The sequence below is a fragment of the Acinetobacter sp. ANC 3781 genome, from assembly GCF_004331285.1.
In the GTDB taxonomy this organism is placed as follows: domain Bacteria; phylum Pseudomonadota; class Gammaproteobacteria; order Pseudomonadales; family Moraxellaceae; genus Acinetobacter.
This window is the reverse complement of the sequence record NZ_SJOH01000015.1, coordinates 24,521-46,077: the sequence shown is the minus strand read 5'-3', so window position 1 is coordinate 46,077 and position 21,557 is coordinate 24,521. Positions and strand designations below refer to the sequence as shown.

Here is a 21,557-nt window from a genome sequence, read left to right as displayed (position 1 = left end):
CCCATGACACCAACACAGAATGTTCCCGAAGATCGTATTCAGATTGGACAGCTACGTTCAGCATATGGATTAAATGGGTGGCTCTGGGTCTATTCCAATACAGAACCCATGAGCAACATCTTTGACTATCTTCCTTGGTACATTGAGACCAAAGAAGGTTGGCAAACAATAGATGTAAAACGCTGGAAACCGCATGGTAAAGGCTTGGTTGTCAGCTTAAAAGGTGTGAGCGATCGCACGGCAGCGGACAGCCTGGTTGGCACAAATGTCTGGATTTCAAAATCGCAACTTCCGAAAGCAGGAATGGATGAGTTTTACTGGACAGATTTGAAAGGCTTAACAGTGTTAGGTTTGGACGATGCTGAACAAGAAGTAAATCTCGGTAAAATCCATGAGTTGTTTGAGACCGGTGCCAATGATGTGATGGTGGTTCACGCAACACCAGACAGCGTTGATAGCGAGGAGCGTATGATTCCATGGCATAAAGATGTGGTGCAGCGCGTTGATCTTGAAGCTGGTCGTATCTACGTTAATTGGGGCGTAGATTACTAAATATTTAAAAGTTTGTCCTTTAAGGATGAACGCAGCAGGAAAATAGAGGAGTCTGCGATGTTTTTTGCAGTCATTACGCTTTTTCCTGAAATGTTTGAAGCGATTACGGCCTACGGTATTAGCGGGCGTGCAGCAAAACGTGAAATTGTACAAGTGACTTGTATTAATCCACGCGATTTTGCAACGGGCAACTATAAACGGGTGGATGAACGTCCATTTGGCGGTGGTCCGGGTATGGTGATGATGGCTGAGCCTTTGTCTCAGGCAATTCAGCATGCCAAAGAGCTTGCGGCGCAAGCAGGATGTGTTCAGGTTCCTGTGGTGTATATGTCGCCACAAGGCAAAACTTTAAACGAACCTGCGGTACAGCAATTTGTCGAATATGACGGGCTGATTGTACTCTGCGGACGTTATGAAGGTGTCGATGAACGTTTGATCCAGCACTATGTTGATCAGGAATGGTCGATTGGCGATTACGTTTTATCTGGCGGTGAACTACCTGCGATGGTTTTATTGGACAGTATTATTCGGAGACTTCCGGGTGCCATGTCTGATGAGCAATCACACGTTCAAGATTCTTTTGTGGATGGTCTTTTAGACTGCCCACAATATACCAAGCCAGACCAGTTTGAAGGTTTGGATGTGCCTGAGGTGTTAAAGTCTGGGCATCATGCAAATATTGAAAAATGGCGGTTTTTGCAGCGCTATCAACGAACCCTCGATCGCAGGCCTGAGCTTGTTGAGAAAGTTGAGTTGACCAAGCAGCAAAAAAAATGGCTAAAAGATTCGAATACTTAAAGTCGACTTTAAGTATTTTTAAACAGGCTCTTTATCGACCGAAGTGAAGACTGAGGTGGTAAAGGGAAAGATAAACGGGTCGATATGCGCTTTAGCCTCTGTCCCCAGCGGTAACAGACCTCTTCTGTCCCGCACATTGGAGATTCCCACATGAGTGGTAAACATCCTTTAGTTCAAGTTATTGAAAATGCTCAATTAAAAACTGATATCCCTGCTTTTGCACCAGGTGATACAGTGATTGTATCTGTAAAAGTAAAAGAGGGCGATCGCGAACGTCTTCAGGCTTTTGAAGGCGTTGTAATTGCAATCAAAAACCGTGGTTTGAACTCTGCGTTCACAGTACGTAAAATTTCTAGCGGTGTTGGTGTTGAGCGTGTATTCCAAACTCACTCTCCAATCGTTGCTAAAATCGAAGTTAAACGTCGTGGTGACGTTCGTCGTGCTAAACTTTACTACCTACGCGAATTGTCTGGTAAAGCTGCACGTATTCGTGAAAAATTACCAGCTCGTAAAGTTAAAGCTTAATTTTAAGTTTTATACGAGTAAAAAAAATGCGCCTTTTGGCGCATTTTTTATGGCTGATTTTTTTAGTTTTATCAACCTTGCAGTTTTAAGCAGTTGGGATGCTGAGGGTAAATTGCCACAGGATCTTGAACGAACATGCGTTGTAGAGCAAAGAAATGACTCACCTCATCTGTACTTAAGGATTACATTGAAGTTTCATAATTGATTGTGAGTTTAGGCTTCAACTGGATTAGCGCCATTCGTCTACCGAATAAACCAAAATCACTTTTGCAGGCGGCTCGAGAAACTTATTTTCTTCAAACCCATTTGCCAATTTTGTATTTTTTATTGCTTCCACGCCTCCTATCATGGCGACAACTTTATCGGATGTGATAACTTCGATATATTGAATGGGGGAATCGTCTTGACTAGGGGCAAGTAGATTTAATTTCTCCACACCTGCAAGCGCTAAAAACTTTGTAGACTGGGATTAACAGCTGTTTAGGAGGGAGTTCATTGGAAGTCACGGTTGAAAGTTCCGCAGCAAAACCTGTTATCCCATTTCAATCTCAATCTTATAGAATTTGATATCAATAATTTAAATCCATACTGTCTATCATTAATGCAGTTAAAATCCAGCTCAAACCCATGCCTAAGACTATGCAATAACAGATCTCGGCATAATTCGATACAGTAAAATTAGTGTTCTATTATAAGACTGGCATCGAATTAGAATAGGCTAGTTGCAGTATCTTCATGCTAAATACGGTCAAAGCGAGAAAGAATTTATTCATACCTGCTTTTCAGAATCGAATTATTTTTAAAGGATAAAAAAAGGGATTTACACAATCACGCATAAATCCCTTATTTTTTATAACCCTTGTAATTTTAGCCGGTTCACGTGTTGACGATAGACATCAACAGGATCGGGTGCGAAGAGAGCTTTTAGACCGAGTACCTGATTCACTTCATCTAAATGATTCCAGTTGTAATTGTCACGAATGGTTTTACCAAATTTCGCGCTACAGCGTGACACCAAACCATCATTTTCTTTACCGCCATCAATCAATAAACTGGTGACTTTTAAGGCTGAATCAGGATCTAGGATATTGGTCACGTCACCAATACCGGTAAACGAGTAGTTATAGATCCCGTTCTCCAGTGCTTTGCCTTCGGCGCAGGCTTTTGTTGGCAGGCCGAGTGGAAATTGACTGTTAAATTTGGCTGAACCTGCAAGGGTAAGGCTTTTACCACCGGCCAATGCGTCATGTGGGAAGCTTTTGGGATTGAGTCCTTGTGCCCAAATTATGGCTTTAGAGAAAAAGTTGACTAAACCTGCTAAAGGACCTTCGATACCTGTACCTTCAATTTTCAAAATTAAATCGGCAACTGGTGAGCCTGCATTCGGCGAGCCAACACCAGTTAACGATGCAACCAATTGCGGCGCAACACCGGCCACATAGCGAATCGTAGGCCCGCCATGCGAGTGACCAATCAGATTGACCTTACTGGCACCGGTAATGGCAGTAATTTCTTGAACCTGTTGTAAAAGCTGCTCACCACGAATTTCCGATGAGTTAAATGGAGAGACGCGTGTTGCCCAAACATTCGCACCATTACGTGCTAAGTCGGGAAGGATTTGATAAAAATAATCCAGTCCAAAGTCGTCCGTACCGACGGTAATAAAACCTGACATACCGTGTGAAAAAACCACCGGGTATTTGGTTTTAGCGTAGCTTGAGCTTGAGCTGCTCGTGACTTGGGTGGCGTTGCCTGCTTGTACCTGGCTAAAAGCACTGAGCGACATTAGACCTGCAATGAAGAATCCGTATTTCATATTAAGTACTCAAAATATTGTTGTTTTAAACCAGTTGTTTTATTTGACAATTTTAGTTGTCAAATTTAATTATTCAATATAAAGGGCTTGATTCCTAAATTTAATAGACCGGTGCAAGATAGAGTTGTAACAAGGTGTGGATATGAAAATGCCCATAAAAAATGGTGTCTTTATGGGCATGAATGGAAGGTAGTCAGATTTATAAACCTTGAAGCTTTAAGCGGTTGGCATGTTGTCTAAACAAGGCCACTGGATCAGGAGCAAATATTCCTTTTAAACCAAACAGCATGTTGGCAAGGTCAGTATGATTGAGGTTGTAATCATCACGAATGACTTGACCGATATGGGAACTGCACCGGGCAACCATACCATCATTGTCTTTGTTGCCATAAGATAATGGCCCGAGTTGCATCAGAATGGTATCAATGTCCAGAAGATTAGTCGTTTGGGCTGTTCCGCCCCAAGAATAGTAGTAGATTCCCTTATCCACTTTAGCACCGCTCTTGTTACAGTCAGAAGCTAAGGCAGCGGTCGGGAAGCGTTTATTGAATTTTGCCGATTCTGCTTCGGTCAATGACTTCATCGAAGCATCAAAGTCAACCGGGATGTCAGGATTGGCTTGAGCCCAGGTCAGGATTGGTCCAACCATATATTGTCCCACAATATTAAACACGGTACGGCTGGCTTGATTACTCTGAATATCATCAGCGACTTTAGAACCACGATATGTTCCGCCCACGCCTGTTACCGATGCGACATAGCCGGGTTTCACTGCTGCTACATATTGTACGGTTGGACCACCATGACTGTGACCAATCAGGTTTACTTTGTTCTTACCGGTAATGGCGAGTACTTCTTCTACTTGAGTGATCAGTTGTTCACCACGAAACTGGGTGGTATTGGCCGGTGATAGCTGTGCAGCAAAAACAGTCGAACCATTACGCGCCATATCGGGCAAAATCTGATACCAATAATCAATATTGAAACTATCATTGCCGATACGTGACCAACCCAGCCAGCCATGCGTCATCACAATGGGATATTTGGTTTTTGCATAGTCAGATTTGACCGTTTCTTTGATTTGCAAAACTCCTTTTGCTGCGTGTATTTGAGCGGTAAAACCTGTTGTCAGAGTCGTTATCACCGCAAGCATGAGCGCTTTTTTGTTTTTTAAAGTTTTCATCAACTTTTCCTTATCCTTAAATACTTTTGTTTTTATTCATATAAGTACATCAATCAGATGATCAATCTAATCACCTGATGGCTACATTGCGATTACTCGCTATATGGTAATTTCCCTCCCTGATCATGAATTGATTCAAATGTTCCTACCCGAAGTTGTTCTTCGGGTTTACTAAAATGCTGCGTCCGTAATTGTTGCACGGCTTGTTGTTTGGCATCATCGCTCAAGCCGCTTTTGATAATATTGTCGCGTTCTTTCAGATAACTATTGACCTTGTTTTTCCAGTCACTACGTTGTCCGTCTAAGCTTTCTAAACGCTGTGTGGCTTCCGGGCCAACCAGATTCATCCGCATCTGGTGAATTTCTTCTGTAGAACCACCGCGTGCTTTAATGGCTGCGGTAAGTTTGCGCAAGTCTTCGAGTTTATTGAGCTGCTCTAAGTTTTCTTTCCAGTCTTCGGGTAATTGATTGAACAAATCTTTTAGTTTTTGGGCTTTTTGCGCTTCGCTTAGATTTTTATCATCCATGACAGTCATGCGGCTTAATGTATATTCATGATAAGTATCTTCTATGCCGAATAAGCCTTCAATTTCGTAATCAGAAAAAAGTTGTTTACGCAGATTTTTCATATTGGCAAAGATGCTTTGATAATATTTGGGGTCATCTTGAGCTATATCCGGTGCCGACAGATCACCCAGTTTTTCGCGGTAATCGATATAGCGATTCCATAAATCTAGAATTTGTGCGAGGGCAGGCGCTTTATAAGCTTGCTGGATATAAGCCTGGAAATCAGTTTTAATCTGCTTGAGATCTTTTTCCCCATATTGGGTAATGAAATATTCAAAACAGTTCCTGGTTTGCTCATTCACAATTAAACGATGGGCGCCATCGAGGCGTAACTGACAGTTCACTTCAGTGTCTTGTTGGCTTTTACTCATGAAAGCCCCGCCTTGAACCAGGTTTGCGGGCGTCGTTGCCGTTAAGCTATTAGCGTGAGGATCGGACGTTCGTACTGTACGTATTTTTTCTGCAATAGATTGCGAGGGCGCGAGCCAAAATAATAATGCGCCAATACCTACAATAATAAGAGCCAAAATAATCCATAACTTATATTTCTGCATTTCCTATGCAACCTTTTTGCCTGTATTTGTTTTTATAAGTCTAAAAATAGAACTTAAATTTGCCATTAAAGATGTAAAACTAACGTAGAAAAGTTGTAAATCATGACAAGCGGTTGTTACCATGTCATCCGTTTCAACTTGCTTGCTCTTTCGCTATGAAAAAGACTTCACCTAAGATTCAACGCCGGCATATTAGCGGTGTGTTTTTATTGAACAAACCTTTGGGGATTAGTTCTAATGCTGCTTTACAGAGAGTGCGTGGCTTATATCGAGCGCAGAAAGGTGGTCATACCGGTGCTTTAGATCCTTTAGCGTCGGGATTGTTGCCAATTTGTTTAGGTGAAGCGACTAAATTTTCCCACTATTTACTCGACTCGACCAAGCGTTACCACACCACCATTTATTTAGGTCATAGTACAACCACGGGTGATGTTGAAGGTGAGCGGTTATTAGAGCAAGCTGTTCCGGCACTGACAGAAGAAAAAATCCAACAGGTTTTAGCGGGTTTTGTAGGCGATATTCAGCAAGTTCCACCGATGTATTCCGCTTTGAAAAAAGAAGGGCGTCCATTGTATGAATTGGCGCGTCAAGGGATTGAGATTGAACGTGAAGCACGCCCAATTACCATTGAAGCGATCGAATTATTGTCCTTTACGGAAAATAGCCTGACTTTAGATATTACCTGTTCTAAGGGAACTTATATTCGGGTGTTGGGTGAAGATATTGCCAAAGCCTTGGGGACATTCGGTCATTTAACTTATCTGCACCGGATTAAAACCGGTCAGTTTGACCTGATTCCAAGTTATACCATTGAGTATTTGGAAAGCCTGACTGAACAAGAGCGTGAGGCTTTATTATTGCCTGCTTACGCACCTGTGGATCATTTTCCTAAAGTTCCGGCACCTGAAGGTCGTGCAGAATATTTTAGCCGTGGTATGGAAAGCAATATTGAGCATGAAGCTGCCACAGAAGTACTGGTTTTTGATGGTGAGAAATGTTTGGGTTTAGCTGAAATTACCGATAAAAAACGTCTGGTTCCTAAACGGGTTTTAAATCTCTAATCATTATTTCAAGATAGGTATAAAGCTACATGGATATTGAGATCATACTCAGCCTGATTTTTTTTGCATTTTTTGCAGGTGCGATAGATGCAGCAGTAGGTGGCGGTGGTCTGATTCAGATTCCAGCTCTCATGAATGCTTTTCCGCATATGAGTACAGCAACACTGTTTGGCACCAATAAAATGGCTTCCATTTGTGGTACTGCCTCAGCGGCATGGTCGTATTTACGCCGTGTCAAACTGGCCTGGAAATTACTGGCAGTGATCGGTGTCACTGCCTTTATCAGCTCTTTTGCAGGAGCGGCTTGTGTCACCCTGATTCCACAAGCAGTACTCAGACCTTTTGTGTTATTTATGCTGATCGTGATTGCTATTTATACTTTTATGAAGAAGCAGTTCGGTCAAGTACATTTTCAGCAAAGTATCACCAGAAAAACCCTGATTTTGGCCGGAATTGGTGGATTGGCCATTGGATTTTATGACGGCATTTTTGGTCCCGGTACTGGCAGTTTCTTTATTTTCTATTTTATTCGGTATTTAAAAGTCGATTTTTTGCATGCCTCTGCTTTATCTAAAATCGGCAATTTTATGACCAATTTCGCTGCCTTAAGTTTCTTCATTCCAACCGGGCATGTGCTGTTCAGTTTAGGGTTGATGATGGCGGTTGCCAATGTCGCGGGTTCAGTGGTGGGGGTGAAGATGGCCTTAAAGTATGGCAGTGGCTTTATCCGAATTCTTTTTCTTGTCTTAGTCTCAGTTTTGATTTTGCGCTTAAGTTATCAGATGTTGTTTGCAAGTTAATAAAAACATTCACAAAAATTAACAGTATTAGAGCATGTTCCTGCATAAGAATAAGCAATCGGCATGGGCATAATTGCCCATTTTTATCAGAGTTTGCCCTGATCATATAGCATAAAGCCAGAGGTCATTAGCATAATGAATATTTTTGAAGCATTACGTCAGAGTCATGAAATACAAAGAGAACTGTCAGAAAAATTACTGCAAACTTCTGGGGATACCCCAGAACGTCATGAGTTGTTTAAACAACTCAAGAATGAATTATTTGCCCATGAAACGGCTGAAGACCGTTATTTTTATATTCCGCTCATGATGACAGATTCTGGACTGAATATTACCCGTCATGCTTTGGCAGAACATCATGAAATGGATGAGATGATTGAAGAACTGAGTGAAACTGATTTCAGCAATCCCGGCTGGCTCGCAATAGCCAAAAAGCTTTCTGATAAGGTGCATCATCATTTGAAAGAGGAAGAACATAGCTTTTTCCAGCAAGCGGGTAAAATTTTGGAGCAGAAGCAAAAAGAAAGCTTAGCCCAGCAATATTTAGCGGAATATAAAAAATATAAAAATTTGAATAAAGACAGTTTGACTTAAATTCCTTTAAACAAGATCAACATAAAAAAGATGGTTTGAAGCCATCTTTTTTATTTAGACCTATTGATTAGTCAGGTTGAGGATTTTTATTTTTACTTGCCCTAAATGTTACACCGACCGAAGCAAGCATGATGCAAAGCAAGGCAACACTTTGTAAAAGCGTAATTTGTTCTTTTAGCAATAACCAGCCTGCCAAAGCAGCTAGTGCAGGAGATAAACTGGACAGGGTGCCGTAACTGAGTTTACTTAAGCGCTTGAGTGCCATCAGGTCCAAAGTATAAGGAATCGCGGTTGCAAGCAGGGCAATGACCAAGGCCTGTCCCCAATATTGAGTCTGAATCAGCGCTGCTGGATTATGCACTGCACTGATCGGTAACATCACCATGGCGGACAGCACAATAGCAATACTCAGCGCATGCATGCCAATATTTTGCCGCACTACCCGTTGCCCAAAATAAATATAAATGGCCCAGCAGATACCGGCACCTAAAGCGAATGCTGCACCCAGATAAGAGAAGTTATCGGCTGATGCATCTTGCCACGGCACCATCAGCGCAACCCCTAAAATCGCCAGGCCCACCCACAGATAATCAGTTTTTTGTTTGATCGAAAGCAGAGCCAGGGTCAGTGGTCCTAAGAATTCTAAGCCGACTGCAATCCCTTGAGGTAATTTGCCTAAAGAGGCATAAAACAACACATTCATTAAACAGACAGAACCACTATAAAACAGCAAGTCTTTCCATTTTAGGTAGGGCAGGCGTTTGATGATTTTCCAGGAACGGAACATCAGCACAATTAAAATAGAGGCAAACGAAAGACGTAATGTGACCACAGTCAGTGGATCAAGCACTTCAAACAGTTGTTTGGCAAATGAGGCACTGATCTGATAGGCGACCATGGATAAAACCATGAACAATACGGCAGTAAGTTGGGAGTTAGGCATGGTGCACGCAGGATCACCGAGTCAGGTGAATCCACTGGGAAAGATGGCGCCAGTATAACAATTCTGTTTGATTTTTGAGGAGTTGAAAGGCCTTAAATATTTTGAATTTAGAACTTTGAATTTAAAAAATAAGCGCGTAAATTCAGCCTGACTGATTTGAATTTTAAATAATGAATTTTCTATTTTTCTTCAGTCTTGTTCTTGGCTTGTTGCGTAGTATAGGTACAACCAATCGAGGCGCTAATAATGGTCGCAAGTGCCAGCCACTGATTCCATAACAACTGTTCACCTAAAAATATAAATCCTGATAATGCTGCAATCGCCGGTTCCACGCTCATCAGTGTGCCGAAACTGAGCGCAGTTAAATTACGCAGTGCAATCATTTCCAGCGTAAAAGGCAGGGCACTGGCAAGCACAGCCAAGGCGACAAAATAAATCAAGTTTGAAGGTTCAAAAACGTTGACTGACATTCCTGAAAATAGGGCGATAGGCATCAAACACAGCATGCCGATAAACATGCCTAAGCACACCGTATGATTACCTGAAATGCCCGAAGGTTTTTGTCCGGCAACGATATACAGCGCCCAGCAAGCCCCTGCACCTAGTGCAAAAGCAATCCCGATTAAGTCGAGGCTTTGGGAAACCTGATCGAACGGAAACAACAAAATCAGGCCAAGTATGGCCAGTCCAACCCAGACAAAATCGAATTTTTGTCGTGCGTAATATAGCGCGACGCTGAGTGGACCAATGAATTCAAAAGAAACGGCAATGCCGAGGGGAAGACGATTAATCGACAGGTAAAACATGGCATTCATGCCAGCTAGAGCGATACCATAGCTGATAATGGCTTTCCACTTCACCTGTCTAAAATTGATCTGCCAGATTTTAAAAATAAGTGCCAAAATAACAGCGCCAAGTAACAGACGCATGGCTGCAACGGTCAGAATAGGAAATTGACCGAACAGGATTTTGGCAAGCGAGCCACTGCTCTGCACGCTAATCATTGCAATCAGCAATAACAGCAGTGCCTGAACATGGGGGGTGTTTTTAAAATTCAACATCGACTAAATTTGTTTCGATTTCTCGAATAGCGGGAGATCAGCAATAAAAACTGTAAAAAATTCATAGCCTTTGTTTATATTCAAAAACATTGAATAAATTTCACGACGGAGTCTTTCCATTGGGGCGGGTAATCCTTCTTGAAAGACTTTATTACTTTGGTTTTGGCATGAGCAGCAAAACTGCGCAAGAACAAAACCACTTTACGAACATTTGAAACATGTTTCAAATGTTCTCATCGCAAAACTCGTCAAATGTTTCCATCTAATTTTATTTATCGCAGAAACATAATTTACTGAAATGTTGATCTGCCTCGAACAGTTGCGAATGGCTTTGTCACGAAATTCAATTCCGTTCAGGATATTAAATTTTGGGCTTAAAAAATAAAAAACCACAGCACGAATGCTGTGGTTTTTTTAAAATCTTAAATTAGAACAATACGCGAACTCGGATGGTACCTTCAACTTCCTGAAGTGTATCCAGCGCTTCTTTAGAAGCAGTTGCGTCAACGTCCATCACCAAGTAACCCACATCACCTTTAGTCATCAATGATTGACCAGAGATGTTGATGCCGTGTTCAGCAAACAGGTTGTTGATTTTAGAAAGAACGCCAGGAATGTTTTTATGAATGTGAAGTAAACGGTGTTTACCTTCAGTCAACGGCAATGCAATTTCCGGGAAGTTCACAGCAGATAAAGTCATACCTTTATCTGAGTAAGCCACAAATTTCTCTGCAACTTCTAAACCGATGTTTGCTTGTGCTTCCATAGTCGAACCACCCACGTGAGGAGTTAAAATCACGTTATCCAGGCCACGAAGTGGAGAAACAAATTCTTCACCGTTGGCTTTAGGTTCTTTAGGGAATACGTCAATTGCAGCACCGGCAATGTGACCTGTTTTAATCGCATCAGCAAGGTCTTCAATCAGCACACATGTACCACGTGCAGCATTGATGAAGATCGAACCTTCTTTCATTTGTGCAAACTGGTCTTTGCCAAAGAAGTTACGTGTTGATGGAACGTCTGGAACGTGTAGAGATACAACGTCAGCGTTTGCAAGCAACTCGGCAAGAGAACCGACTTGGCGTGCATTACCCATAGGAAGTTTGGTCACTGCATCGTAATAAATCACGTGCATACCCAAGCTTTCAGCAAGTACTGAAAGTTGCGAACCGATTGAGCCGTAACCCACGATACCTAAAGTTTTACCACGAGTTTCAAATGAACCCACTGCAGACTTGTTCCAGCCACCACGGTGAGTAGAAGCAGATTTCGCAGGAACACCACGAAGTAAAAGAATGGCTTCAGCAAGTACCAGTTCAGCTACTGAACGGGTATTTGAATATGGTGCGTTAAATACTGGAATACCGCGAATCATCGCAGCATTCAGATTAACCTGATTGGTACCGATACAAAAACAGCCAACCGCGATAAGCTTGTTGGCTGCTTCAAATACTTCTTCAGTCAATTGAGTACGTGAACGAATGCCGATGAAGTGTGCATCTTTAACCGCTTCTTTCAACGCTTCACCCTCAAGCGCAGTTTTACGGGAATCGATGTTGGTATATCCAGCAGCATTTAATGTGTCGATTGCGTTTTGATGAACGCCTTCTAACAACAAGAAACGAATTTTATCTTTAGGTAGAGAAAGATGTTGGCTCATTACGGCTCCGCTACAAAGGCCAAATTTAGTCGCGATATGATAACATACGAGGAGGGTCTATATACATTTCCTTTATGACGGAGAGCATAGGTATTTTTACAATACATACGCCGTGCCCTACAGATTTTGGTCTAACTAAAGCTGTAATATTTAAGGCGAGATTGTCAAAATGCTTATTTCCGCAGGGTTTCAGTGGAAAATGCCTTATAATGCTGCGCAGTGAAAACCGCTACAGCCATGCTGTTGCTTTTATGGTCACGCCAGTCTAAGACACCATTCCATTGTTAATCTTTTTACAAATGAATGATCTATAGACCATCCACCACTTGTATATTTCTTGCTAGGTCTGCAAACGATGAATGCTCCAGTCGCTTTAACACCTGAGTTATTAAACCAATTGACAGCCATTGTCGGTGAAAACCGCATTAAAACAGATGCCGCTAGTCTCGATGCCTGGGGCAGAGACTACACCAAGCATTTTGATCCAAATCCATCAGTCATCGTTTTTCCATCTAGCACAGAACAGGTGCAGGCGATTGTTAAATTTGCGAATGAACACAATATTGCCATCACGCCATCTGGCGGCCGTACCGGTTTATCTGCCGGTGCTGTGGCATCGAATGGTGAAATTGTGGTTAGCATGGACAAGATGAACCAGATTCTTGAGTTCTTCCCTGCAGACCGTATGGTCCGTGTACAAGCAGGTGTAGTGACTGAACAATTGCAAAACTATGCTGAAGAACAAGGGATGTATTACCCGGTTGATTTTGCATCTTCAGGTTCTTCACAAATTGGCGGCAACATTGGTACCAATGCAGGCGGTATTAAAGTTATTAAATACGGCATGACCCGTAACTGGGTACTGGGTTTAACGGTTGTGACCGGTAAAGGTGACATTCTGCGCCTGAACAAAGGCATGATTAAAAACGCGACCGGTTATGCGTTACAGCATTTGTTCATTGGCGGTGAAGGTACTTTAGGTTTGGTGACTGAAGCTGAAATCAAGCTTGAGCGTCAACCGCACGATTTACAAGTGATGGTACTGGGCGTGCCTGACTTTGATGCGATCATGCCGGTACTGCATGCATTCCAGAAGAAAATTGATTTAACTGCATTCGAGTTCTTTGGTGAACTCGCAATGCAGAAAGTACTGGATCATGGTCATGTGCAACGTCCATTTGAAACGGCTTGTCCTTTCTATGTATTGCTTGAATTTGAAGCACCATTTGAACCAATCATGGATGCTGCGATGGAAATCTTCGAGCATTGCATGGAACAGGGTTGGGTGCTTGATGGCGTGATGAGCCAAAACCTGGACCAAGTGCATAGCTTATGGCGTTTGCGTGAAGATATCTCTGAATCGATCGCGCCGTTCACACCATACAAAAATGACATTTCAGTGCTTATTACTCACGTTCCTGCATTTATTAAAGAAATTGATGCCATTGTGGAAGCGAATTATCCTGACTTTGAAATTTGCTGGTTTGGTCATATTGGTGACGGTAACTTGCACTTAAATATCTTGAAACCTGCTGACCTAAGTAAAGATGAATTCTTTGCCAAATGTCAGGTGGTGAATAAATACGTGTTCGAAACCGTAAAAAAATATGATGGTTCGATTTCTGCGGAACACGGTGTGGGTATGACTAAAAAGCCATATCTTGATTACTCGCGTTCTGCTGAAGAAATTGAATACATGAAAGCTTTGAAACAGGTATTCGATCCAAACGGCATTATGAACCCGGGCAAATTATTTGATCTTTAATATTTGATCTAATAAGTTGTTTTGTCGTTGACTACATAACTGTTATCGAGTCAGAAAAAAAGACATGGCATCATATGTGCCATGTCTTTTTTATGGGGAAGATTTCCTAATGTTACGTTTATTATCTACCTCTATAATCTGTTTGGGCTTAATGACGACGGGTTGCGCAACAACAAAAAAATTAGCATCTAAAGTCAGTCTTGGTTCATCAGATACGCCTTTGCAACAAGTCTTGAAAGAAAGACCTGACTTGCGTAAGAACTCGGCAACAGTTGAAATTCGTCAATTTTTTAATAGTGTAGAGTCACCGACTGCTGCACAAGTGAAAGTGACTGAAACTGGGTTAAAAGATGATTCGGTTCGCTCGATGCGTACGATTTATAGTTTTAAACTGGTGAATGGCGACTGGAAGAAGGTTGATACAGAAAAGTCGTATCAATGTATGCGTAGCAAAAACACCAAGGCTTTTCAAAAAGCAAAATGCTCTTAATAAATCTTTGATTTATGGTTGAAAATTAGGCTGCTATGCCTCATAAAAAGCGTATCGATTGATGCGCTTTTTTGCGTTTGGGGGAATAAGAACAATGAATATTTTGATTATCGGAAACGGTTTTGATTTGTCGCATTACTTACCGACTAAATATGATCATTTTATGTTAGCGATGCAGGCTATTGAGAACTGGGATGAATCGAAAGGAGATATGGGATTTGATGATCTTTTTGGCTCGCTGTATAAAAAAGAAGGTTATTTTTTTAGCTATACAAAAGCTATGTATAAAACTGATCAAATAAAAATATCAGTTGATCAGATCAAAGAGCTTAAAATAAAGCTAAAAGAAAATGTATGGTTTAGATTCTTTTTACATCATGTCAATAATATAGAAACATGGATTGATTTTGAATCTGAATTTGCCAGTGCTTTAGATTTAGTAGCAATTTTCAGTGAAAAAGCTGAGAAAATTTATCAATTTAATGAAAAATTAGAAGAATTAGTTTTATGTAGGACTGAGAAAGAACAAAATAAATATATTTTATTTAAAGAGAAAAGTATTCAAAAATTAGTTTTATTAGGAATACTGGATTCATTAAATGAGAATACTCGCACTGCAAAAATTAACAGGAAATATTAGACTTCTTTCATAAGTCAGTTTTCACTCAGTTCCATGTTATAGATTCCAGCAATTAAATTGAATCTTAAGCCTAGTCTTTTGCCTCGATTACGATATCGCTCGGCAAGGATTTTGAAGGTTTTTAAACTGCCAAATATATGCTCAATGACAATTCTTCTTTTATTGATTTCTTGATTGTAAAGTTTTAGCTCAGGATCCAGTTTGCAGCGCTTCTTTGCTTTTAGAGGCAATAAGCTATTCGGATACACTGCGTAAATCCCTTGATAGCCTTTATCTGCAAGGATAAATGCACCTGTAGGAATCTGATTCAAGTTACGTTTGAAGAGTTCGAAATCATGTATAGCACCGCGACTTGTGCATAAACTCAGTATTTTCTGAGTTTGATAATGAATGATGGCTTGAACTTTGAAAGTATGTGCCTTCTTCTTGCCACTATAGCTTTTTTTCTGTTTTTTTAGGTCTTTGTATTGGAATTTCTGTGGCATCCACGATCACCACCTTCCAGTCGATGCCTTCACCTTTAGGTAAATTCTTCGGTAAATTAAATAGATTGGACTTGATCAAACAGTCCTCTACATGGCGAACGATTCTTGAAGCAGTTGGCTCTGACACACCATAACTTGTTGCAACATGGAACAATGTTCGGTATTCACGCCAATAACTTAAGCACAGAAGAATTTGATCTTCTATGCTCAATTTGGTTGGTCTACCTTTAGCAGGGACATTCATTTTCAGTTGTTCAACCATTAAATCAAAGGTTGAACAAGAGATGCCTGTATATCGCTTAAACTGTGTTTCAGAAAGCTTTTTTGAATCGACGTATTTCATACGCAAATTATGCATGAATATTTAAAATTCTTCGGTACAAATAATCCGCAAGAGATAGATCGTTTTTTGATTTATGAAAGAGATCTATTATAGAAATAATAAACTAGATTTGGATATTAATTCACATTTAATAATTGAAGATCTTGAACGCAATTTAAATAATTTATAAAGCTTTTTGATTGGTATCTTGTAAATATAGTGGAAGAATTAAGTCCCTATAATAAAATCAACAAAGAAAAATTTACTTTTGATATAGAGTACTTAGATATTTTATCATTTAATTATACTCAAACACTAAATCGGTTTTATACACCTGATACAAAAATTGAATTCATACATGGTCGTGTAGGTAAAAGCTTAGTTCTAGGCATTTCCGATCTTAAAAATGAGTTCTTAAAAAAGTTTAAAAATTACAGCTTTACTAAATATCATCAAAAATTGTTAAATAATACTGACTATCTTTTTTTAAGAGAAAATAAAAAATTGATGTCATTAATTGATTCAAATTCTATTGGTCAACAAAATATTAACATCTATATTTGGGGGCATTCATTAGCTGAATCAGATGAATCTTATATAAATGAAATCTTTTCATTTAATCAAAAGCCGAATGTTCAATGTCTTGTAACTGTCTATTTTCATAGAAATGATGCACCTCGGCTTTTAAATAATTTATTAGATATTCTAAAAAAAGATAAAGTTGAGTTATGGATGAAAAAAGGCTGGCTTAAATTTGAACAAAATCCTGATATAGCTAAATTGAATAATATAGAACCTGTTGAGCTGTCTAAATTAGCTGAGGCCTAATTCGCACCTAACTTTCTATCTGCTAAACTATACCTACTCAACCAAGTAGGTGTAGTTGTTTGAGATCAATTTTCTCATGAAATACTTTTTTATCTTTTTAGACACCTTGTGAATACGGTGTTTTAAGTCACTATGCACTAAGTGTATTTCCCAAACTTTAATTTAAACACTCAATGCTTGGCATTGGGCTGACGCATCTCTCCCTAAAAATAGTGTGTAGCCCCACAAGCCTAAAATATATGTAGAAAAACAATGCAAAAAGTTAAAACCGCCACCTTAAACCGTGCCACGCTAATGTTCCCATTGGCATTGGTGCTGTTTGAATTTTCTGTCTATATCGGGAACGACTTGGTTCAGCCTGCCATGCTTGCCATTACCAAAGACTTTGGCGTGACCAGTTCATGGGCACCATCTTCCATGTCGTTTTACTTGTTGGGCGGAGCATGTGTCGCATGGTTACTCGGTCCATTGTCCGACAGACTTGGAAGAAAAAAAGTATTACTTGCTGGCGTAATATTTTTTGTACTGTGCTGCTTACTAATTTTACTGACGAAAAATATTGAAAGCTTTTTGGCGCTGCGCTTTTTACAAGGCATTGGCTTAACGGTTATTTCCGCCGTCGGTTATGCGGCTATTCAGGAAACCTTTGAAGAACGCGACGCGATTAAAGTCATGGCACTGATGGCCAATATTTCATTGCTTGCACCCTTACTGGGACCTGTGATCGGTGCATTTCTGATTGATCATATCTCTTGGCATTGGGGTTTCGTTGGTATCGCATTTTTGGCCTTTTTAAGCTGGTTTGGGTTAAAGGCAAAAATGCCGGAGACTAAAGTCAGCATTCCAAGACAGCCGATCAGTTATATTCTGGATGACTTTAGACAAGTTTATAAAAATAAACGCTTTTTGGGAATGGCTTTGGCATTACCGATGGTCAGTATGCCGTTGATGCTGTGGATTGCACTTTCACCAGTCATGTTGGTGGAAGAGTTGGGCTTTAGCAGCATGCAATATGGCTTGGCACAGTTTCCGGTACTGGGTGGATTAATCCTTGGTAATATCGTGCTGATTAAAATTATCGATAAACTGGCTTTGGGAAAATCAGTTCTCATGGGTTTACCGATTATGCTCCTCGGAACCGTGGTTTTACTGGCTGGAGTGATCTGGCAGGACTTTCTGATCTGGTGCTTAATTGCAGGCATGACTTTAATCAGCTTTGGTGAAGGCATCAGTTTTTCGGTGCTGTACCGTTTTGCGCTGATGTCATCGGAAGTTTCCAAAGGTACAGTCGCAGCCGCCGTTTCAATGCTGTTGATGTTCAGCTTCTTTATTATTATTGAACTGGTTCGGATAATGTATGAGCAATACCATCTTTGGGCTTATGCAGTGGCCTGTTTTATTTTAATTGCACTGTGGTTTAGTTTTCCTCGAGCGATGCTTAAACAAATTTTACAAGAACGTAAACAGCGTGGCGCGTTTTAAACATTAAGGTCACACCGTCTTCTCCTTCAAAAATGCAGGAGAGGACGAATGCACTTGAACTTAAAGAAATAGTTTTTATTCAGCGATTGGCTGTTCAAAGTTCTTTAATTTGCGATCGAAAACAAAAGTGCCAAACGGTAAAATAGATGCGATTAAACCCAATATAAACATGGTAATCGACCATTTCTGTCTTTCGCAAACGGTAAACAGAACAATCAAAAACAGGATAAACAGTACGCCGTGTCCCATGCCGACATATTTCACTAAAATCGGATTATCCAGCATATATTTCATCGGCATCGCGATAAACAAAAGCAGCAGAAAGGAAATACCTTCTAAAAGACCAATGACACGTAAAGTTTGAATATTCATGCTCATGCTTAAATTAATCAGAATCAAGCATGAGTTTACTGAGTATTGCCGCGGTAGGGAATTAAAAAATAAATATATTTTTAAAATATATCAAATACTTATAACCAACTATTTAACTCGGATTATTTAATTTCCTGCTTCAGCAGTTGGCTGTGTAAATCTATAAATTCAGGCAGCGTTTCCAGTAATAAACTGATCTGTTTCAGTGCCAATAATAAATTTTCAGACAAATTTTCTTGTGTGCTCATGTGTTGAATGTCTTGCAGCTTGTGCTGAATTTTGTCTATATCCAAAGCTTGTTGCTGTAACAGTACGGCAAATAGCGTGTCTTTACACCACAGCATTAAATCCAGCACTTGCACGTCTTGCACCTGTTCACGGTGACTGCCCAGAGCCGAAACATAACTGAGTTGACTGTGGCTATAGACCAGATAGCGAAAGGCCGCATGAATCAGCGCCTGATTTGGATTAGGTTCGGTACTTAAACTGGAAATCATGCTCGATAATTCAATTTGCGCATTGTGTGCGGTACGACGTGCCTGACGGTAATCCAGGCTGTTGTTTTTGCCAAACTGATATTGTTTCACCACCGCATCGAAATAGTTCAAAGTGGCTTGGTTGCTTTTTTTGATGGTGCTAGAAATATTACGGAAATTCCAGTCCGGCCAGATAAAACTGACCGCAAACCAGGCAATCAGACAGCCTAAAATGGTGTCTACAATTCTAGGCAAAATAATGGCATAGCCTGCGCCTTTTAAATTAAAAATCAGCAGCACCATTAAAGTGGCCATAAGGGTTGCCATGGCATATTTTTTGGAACGCAGATAGAAAAAACACACGCCAGAAATAATGGTCAGAACCAGTTGCCCTTCAATACTTGGAACAAAATATAAAATCGGCATACCTAAAAGGACACCTAAAAGAGTACCTAAAGTACGTAGTTTTAAGCGGCTTTTGGTGGCGAAATAACTGATCTGACAGACGAATAAACTGGTCAATAAAATCCAGTAACCATTTTTGGCGAAGGGCATTAATGAGATGGCATAACCGACCGCAAAAACAAAGGCAATCCGTACTGCATGCCGAAACAACGCTGAATTGGGCGTAAAATGTTGTTTCAGTTTTAGCCATAAATCCGGGATATCCTGAATATCATCATCCAGTAAATTTAGATTTTCCTGATGCTGCAAATAATTTTGACGATAATTATTTTGTTCATGACTCAAATTTAAAAACTGTTCCTGAATTTTTTTCAGATTACGCAAAATCAGCAGCAGATTTTTCACTTCCAGATTCTGCGGATTTTCTTCAATCCATAATTGAATCGAATTTTCCAGATTGGCAATCGCAAGATCGGTGTCCGGATTCGACTGATAAGTCTGATGGGTCAGAATATCGTGCGCCAGTTTCTGACACGATAAGGCATGCAGCTTTACATTTTTTTGAATCCGAAAAATCAGGTCAGTACGGCTAAAGTTTTGATGAATATTTTCATAATGCAGATAGTTTGATGTCGCCTGTTCATGAATATCTTGCGCTAAAAAATAAAGATTGAGCCAGTAAATGGTATTTTTATTGGCACGCGATGCCTTTAAACGGGTCAGTAACGATGCTTTGGTGATATTTAGACTTTGTACCACTTCACTGTTCTTTAAGGAAAGCTCATACAGTAGCGGTTCAATATTGTCGGTATTATCGGGATCAAACAGACGGGCTTTAGCCAACAGTAAGTCAGCAATGGCATTGAAATTGGCGGCTAAATTGTCCTGGACTGCTTGAGTCGGTTTGAGTAAATAAAAGATGATCGAAGTCAGACCATACCACAACGCACCCAGTACAAAATAGCTGGGTTGCTGATACCACTGGCTGTATTCCCCCAGTCCAAACATGGTGTAAATGGATAATAAAATCGTGCCAAAAGAAATGGTGGCATAACGCTGTCCCAGTGCACCCATTAAAATAAAAGCGGCACTCGATAGCGATAAATACAGGATAAAAAGCAGTTTATAAGGATAGAGAAATTCAAGAATGCTGCTGACGCCAAAAAACAGGATACAGACATAAATCAGATTGCGCAGACGAATACTCAGGCGGTCATCAAAGTCGGTCAGGGCAGTGGCAATAGCACCCAAAGTCACTGGAACAATTAAGGACTCATAACCTAAAAACACTAAGCCTAAGGTGGTTCCGGTCAGGACAATAAAAATCTGCAAGCAATAAATTAAAATGGAATTGGATTCAAAGCGTTGAATTAAGTCTTTCAGGCTATTCACGATTTTTCTAAAGATCAATTATTGTGAATATAGCCTGAGCTTTTTTAGGGGCTGTGTCAATTTATGCTGGTGTTAAAGAGCATTGGTTTTTTAAGGATGTAGCAAGGTATGAAGCAAAAAGCAGGGTTTTGACCTGCTTTTTTTCTTTATATTTTTTAGGCTAATTATTTAATCAAGCCACAGGCAATACGATCGCCACCACCGCCCAGAGGTTTAGGTTGATCGGCATAGTTATCGCCACCGGCATGAACCATAATCGCTAAACCTTGAATGTCGGCCAGTTTTAAACGCGGTGCAACCAAAGTCACCTTCGCGTGTCCTTGAGCATCCACATTTAATAAAGGTAAATCACCTAAATGACCGGTAAGTGGCGTTCCGTGATGAGGCGCTTGGTTCGGGTTAAAGTGACCGCCCGCTGCAATGGCCGCACCGATTTTTCCATCTTTTTCAGCCGGGTCACAAGAACCTTTTTCATGAATATGGAAACCATGTGGGCCGGGTGGCAGTTCAGCCAGGTCAGTCGTAAGCACTAAACCTGCTGGACTGTCTTTGAATTGAATCGTACCAATGGCTTTACCTACACCTTGGGCCGATACCGCATGAACAGTCGTCTGATGAGGAGCCTCATGAGATGAGCTCGGGGAGTTTGCACAGCCCACCATTGCAAAACCAGCAACGGTACAGAGTGTCGTTAATTTGAATAGTGAAGAAGACATTAAGTTGCATCCTTATGTTTTATTATGACCTTGACCATTCAAACAAGGGGACGGATGCAACTCAATGCTA

At 40.6% G+C, this 21,557-nt stretch carries 23 protein-coding genes; 11 read left to right on the top strand and 12 right to left on the bottom strand.

The features are described 5' to 3' along the window. Positions 1 to 3 precede the first annotated feature (3 nt). The 3 genes from rimM (at position 4) to rplS (ending at position 1,875) form a co-directional block, all read left to right on the top strand. Positions 4 to 552 (top strand): ribosome maturation factor RimM, encoded by a 549-nt coding sequence (gene rimM, locus E0H89_RS11760; protein ID WP_131217327.1) that lies wholly within the window; start codon positions 4 to 6, stop codon positions 550 to 552. A 57-nt stretch (positions 553 to 609) separates the two neighbouring features. Next, positions 610 to 1,350: a tRNA (guanosine(37)-N1)-methyltransferase TrmD gene (gene trmD, locus E0H89_RS11755; RefSeq protein ID WP_131217325.1), complete on the top strand. Its 741-nt coding sequence runs from the start codon at positions 610 to 612 to the stop codon at positions 1,348 to 1,350. 150 nt (positions 1,351 to 1,500) lie between these two features. Then, the gene (gene rplS / locus E0H89_RS11750) at positions 1,501 to 1,875 is read left to right on the top strand and encodes a 50S ribosomal protein L19 (RefSeq protein WP_131217323.1); all 375 of its coding nucleotides are present in this window, start codon (positions 1,501 to 1,503) and stop codon (positions 1,873 to 1,875) included. 229 nt (positions 1,876 to 2,104) lie between these two features. Here rplS and E0H89_RS11745 read toward each other — a convergent pair whose 3' ends face one another. From E0H89_RS11745 to E0H89_RS11730, 4 genes are all read right to left on the bottom strand, one after another. Next, a complete protein-coding gene (locus E0H89_RS11745) occupies positions 2,105 to 2,311 on the bottom strand; it encodes a hypothetical protein (RefSeq protein WP_131217321.1) in 207 nt (68 codons plus the stop codon). 414 nt (positions 2,312 to 2,725) lie between these two features. Continuing rightward, positions 2,726 to 3,691, bottom strand: a complete 966-nt coding sequence (locus E0H89_RS11740; RefSeq protein WP_131217319.1) for an esterase/lipase family protein — start codon at positions 3,689 to 3,691, stop codon at positions 2,726 to 2,728. Between the two features lie 199 nt (positions 3,692 to 3,890). After that, positions 3,891 to 4,874, bottom strand: coding sequence for an esterase/lipase family protein (locus tag E0H89_RS11735; RefSeq protein ID WP_131217317.1), 984 nt, complete (start codon positions 4,872 to 4,874; stop codon positions 3,891 to 3,893). A 92-nt stretch (positions 4,875 to 4,966) separates the two neighbouring features. Next, a complete protein-coding gene (locus E0H89_RS11730) occupies positions 4,967 to 5,995 on the bottom strand; it encodes a lipase secretion chaperone (protein ID WP_131217315.1) in 1,029 nt (342 codons plus the stop codon). 155 nt (positions 5,996 to 6,150) lie between these two features. Between E0H89_RS11730 and truB the strand changes: the two genes are divergently transcribed. The 3 genes from truB to E0H89_RS11715 all read left to right on the top strand — a co-directional run bounded on the left by truB (position 6,151) and on the right by E0H89_RS11715 (position 8,450). Continuing rightward, a complete protein-coding gene (truB, locus tag E0H89_RS11725; RefSeq protein WP_131217312.1) occupies positions 6,151 to 7,056 on the top strand; it encodes a tRNA pseudouridine(55) synthase TruB in 906 nt (301 codons plus the stop codon). 29 nt (positions 7,057 to 7,085) lie between these two features. Further along, a complete protein-coding gene (locus E0H89_RS11720; protein ID WP_131217310.1) occupies positions 7,086 to 7,856 on the top strand; it encodes a sulfite exporter TauE/SafE family protein in 771 nt (256 codons plus the stop codon). A 135-nt stretch (positions 7,857 to 7,991) separates the two neighbouring features. Beyond that, a complete protein-coding gene (locus E0H89_RS11715; RefSeq protein WP_131217308.1) occupies positions 7,992 to 8,450 on the top strand; it encodes a hemerythrin domain-containing protein in 459 nt (152 codons plus the stop codon). Positions 8,451 to 8,517: 67 nt separating this feature from the next. Here the strand turns inward: E0H89_RS11715 and E0H89_RS11710 are convergent, their stop codons facing one another. The 3 genes from E0H89_RS11710 to serA form a co-directional block, all read right to left on the bottom strand. Further along, positions 8,518 to 9,393, bottom strand: coding sequence for an EamA family transporter (locus E0H89_RS11710; protein WP_131217306.1), 876 nt, complete (start codon positions 9,391 to 9,393; stop codon positions 8,518 to 8,520). Positions 9,394 to 9,572: 179 nt separating this feature from the next. Then, positions 9,573 to 10,454 carry an EamA family transporter gene (locus E0H89_RS11705; RefSeq protein ID WP_131217304.1) on the bottom strand — a complete coding sequence of 294 codons (882 nt, stop codon included), beginning with the start codon at positions 10,452 to 10,454 and terminating at the stop codon, positions 9,573 to 9,575. 427 nt (positions 10,455 to 10,881) lie between these two features. Next, positions 10,882 to 12,114: a phosphoglycerate dehydrogenase gene (gene serA / locus E0H89_RS11700; RefSeq protein WP_131217302.1), complete on the bottom strand. Its 1,233-nt coding sequence runs from the start codon at positions 12,112 to 12,114 to the stop codon at positions 10,882 to 10,884. Positions 12,115 to 12,469: 355 nt separating this feature from the next. Here serA and E0H89_RS11695 point away from each other — a divergent pair, with 355 nt between their 5' ends. From E0H89_RS11695 to E0H89_RS11685, 3 genes are all read left to right on the top strand, one after another. After that, positions 12,470 to 13,879, top strand: a complete 1,410-nt coding sequence (locus tag E0H89_RS11695) for a D-2-hydroxyglutarate dehydrogenase (protein ID WP_131217299.1) — start codon at positions 12,470 to 12,472, stop codon at positions 13,877 to 13,879. Between the two features lie 109 nt (positions 13,880 to 13,988). After that, complete coding sequence (locus E0H89_RS11690) at positions 13,989 to 14,369, top strand: hypothetical protein (RefSeq protein WP_131217297.1); 381 nt, start codon at positions 13,989 to 13,991, stop codon at positions 14,367 to 14,369. 94 nt (positions 14,370 to 14,463) lie between these two features. Continuing rightward, the gene (locus E0H89_RS11685) at positions 14,464 to 15,009 is read left to right on the top strand and encodes an AbiH family protein (RefSeq protein ID WP_131217295.1); all 546 of its coding nucleotides are present in this window, start codon (positions 14,464 to 14,466) and stop codon (positions 15,007 to 15,009) included. A gap of 14 nt (positions 15,010 to 15,023) precedes the next feature. On the opposite strand, the gene E0H89_RS11680 is transcribed toward E0H89_RS11685, so the two are convergent. Both E0H89_RS11680 and E0H89_RS11675 read right to left on the bottom strand, forming a co-directional pair. Next, complete coding sequence (locus E0H89_RS11680; protein ID WP_131217293.1) at positions 15,024 to 15,494, bottom strand: transposase family protein; 471 nt, start codon at positions 15,492 to 15,494, stop codon at positions 15,024 to 15,026. After that, the gene (locus tag E0H89_RS11675; protein WP_131217291.1) at positions 15,442 to 15,852 is read right to left on the bottom strand and encodes a transposase family protein; all 411 of its coding nucleotides are present in this window, start codon (positions 15,850 to 15,852) and stop codon (positions 15,442 to 15,444) included. The genes E0H89_RS11680 and E0H89_RS11675 overlap by 53 nt, the downstream gene beginning before the upstream one ends. Before the next feature lie 183 nt (positions 15,853 to 16,035). Here E0H89_RS11675 and E0H89_RS11670 point away from each other — a divergent pair, with 183 nt between their 5' ends. Beyond that, complete coding sequence (locus E0H89_RS11670) at positions 16,036 to 16,644, top strand: AbiH family protein (RefSeq protein WP_165494049.1); 609 nt, start codon at positions 16,036 to 16,038, stop codon at positions 16,642 to 16,644. A gap of 252 nt (positions 16,645 to 16,896) precedes the next feature. After that, positions 16,897 to 18,126: a chloramphenicol efflux MFS transporter CraA gene (craA, locus tag E0H89_RS11665; RefSeq protein ID WP_131217286.1), complete on the top strand. Its 1,230-nt coding sequence runs from the start codon at positions 16,897 to 16,899 to the stop codon at positions 18,124 to 18,126. 75 nt (positions 18,127 to 18,201) lie between these two features. Here the strand turns inward: craA and E0H89_RS11660 are convergent, their stop codons facing one another. The 3 genes from E0H89_RS11660 to sodC form a co-directional block, all read right to left on the bottom strand. Continuing rightward, positions 18,202 to 18,498 (bottom strand): DUF3817 domain-containing protein, encoded by a 297-nt coding sequence (locus tag E0H89_RS11660; RefSeq protein ID WP_131217283.1) that lies wholly within the window; start codon positions 18,496 to 18,498, stop codon positions 18,202 to 18,204. 122 nt (positions 18,499 to 18,620) lie between these two features. Continuing rightward, the gene (gene yccS / locus E0H89_RS11655; protein WP_131217278.1) at positions 18,621 to 20,771 is read right to left on the bottom strand and encodes a YccS family putative transporter; all 2,151 of its coding nucleotides are present in this window, start codon (positions 20,769 to 20,771) and stop codon (positions 18,621 to 18,623) included. Between the two features lie 164 nt (positions 20,772 to 20,935). Then, positions 20,936 to 21,487: a superoxide dismutase family protein gene (gene sodC / locus E0H89_RS11650; RefSeq protein WP_131217275.1), complete on the bottom strand. Its 552-nt coding sequence runs from the start codon at positions 21,485 to 21,487 to the stop codon at positions 20,936 to 20,938. Positions 21,488 to 21,557 lie beyond the last annotated feature (70 nt).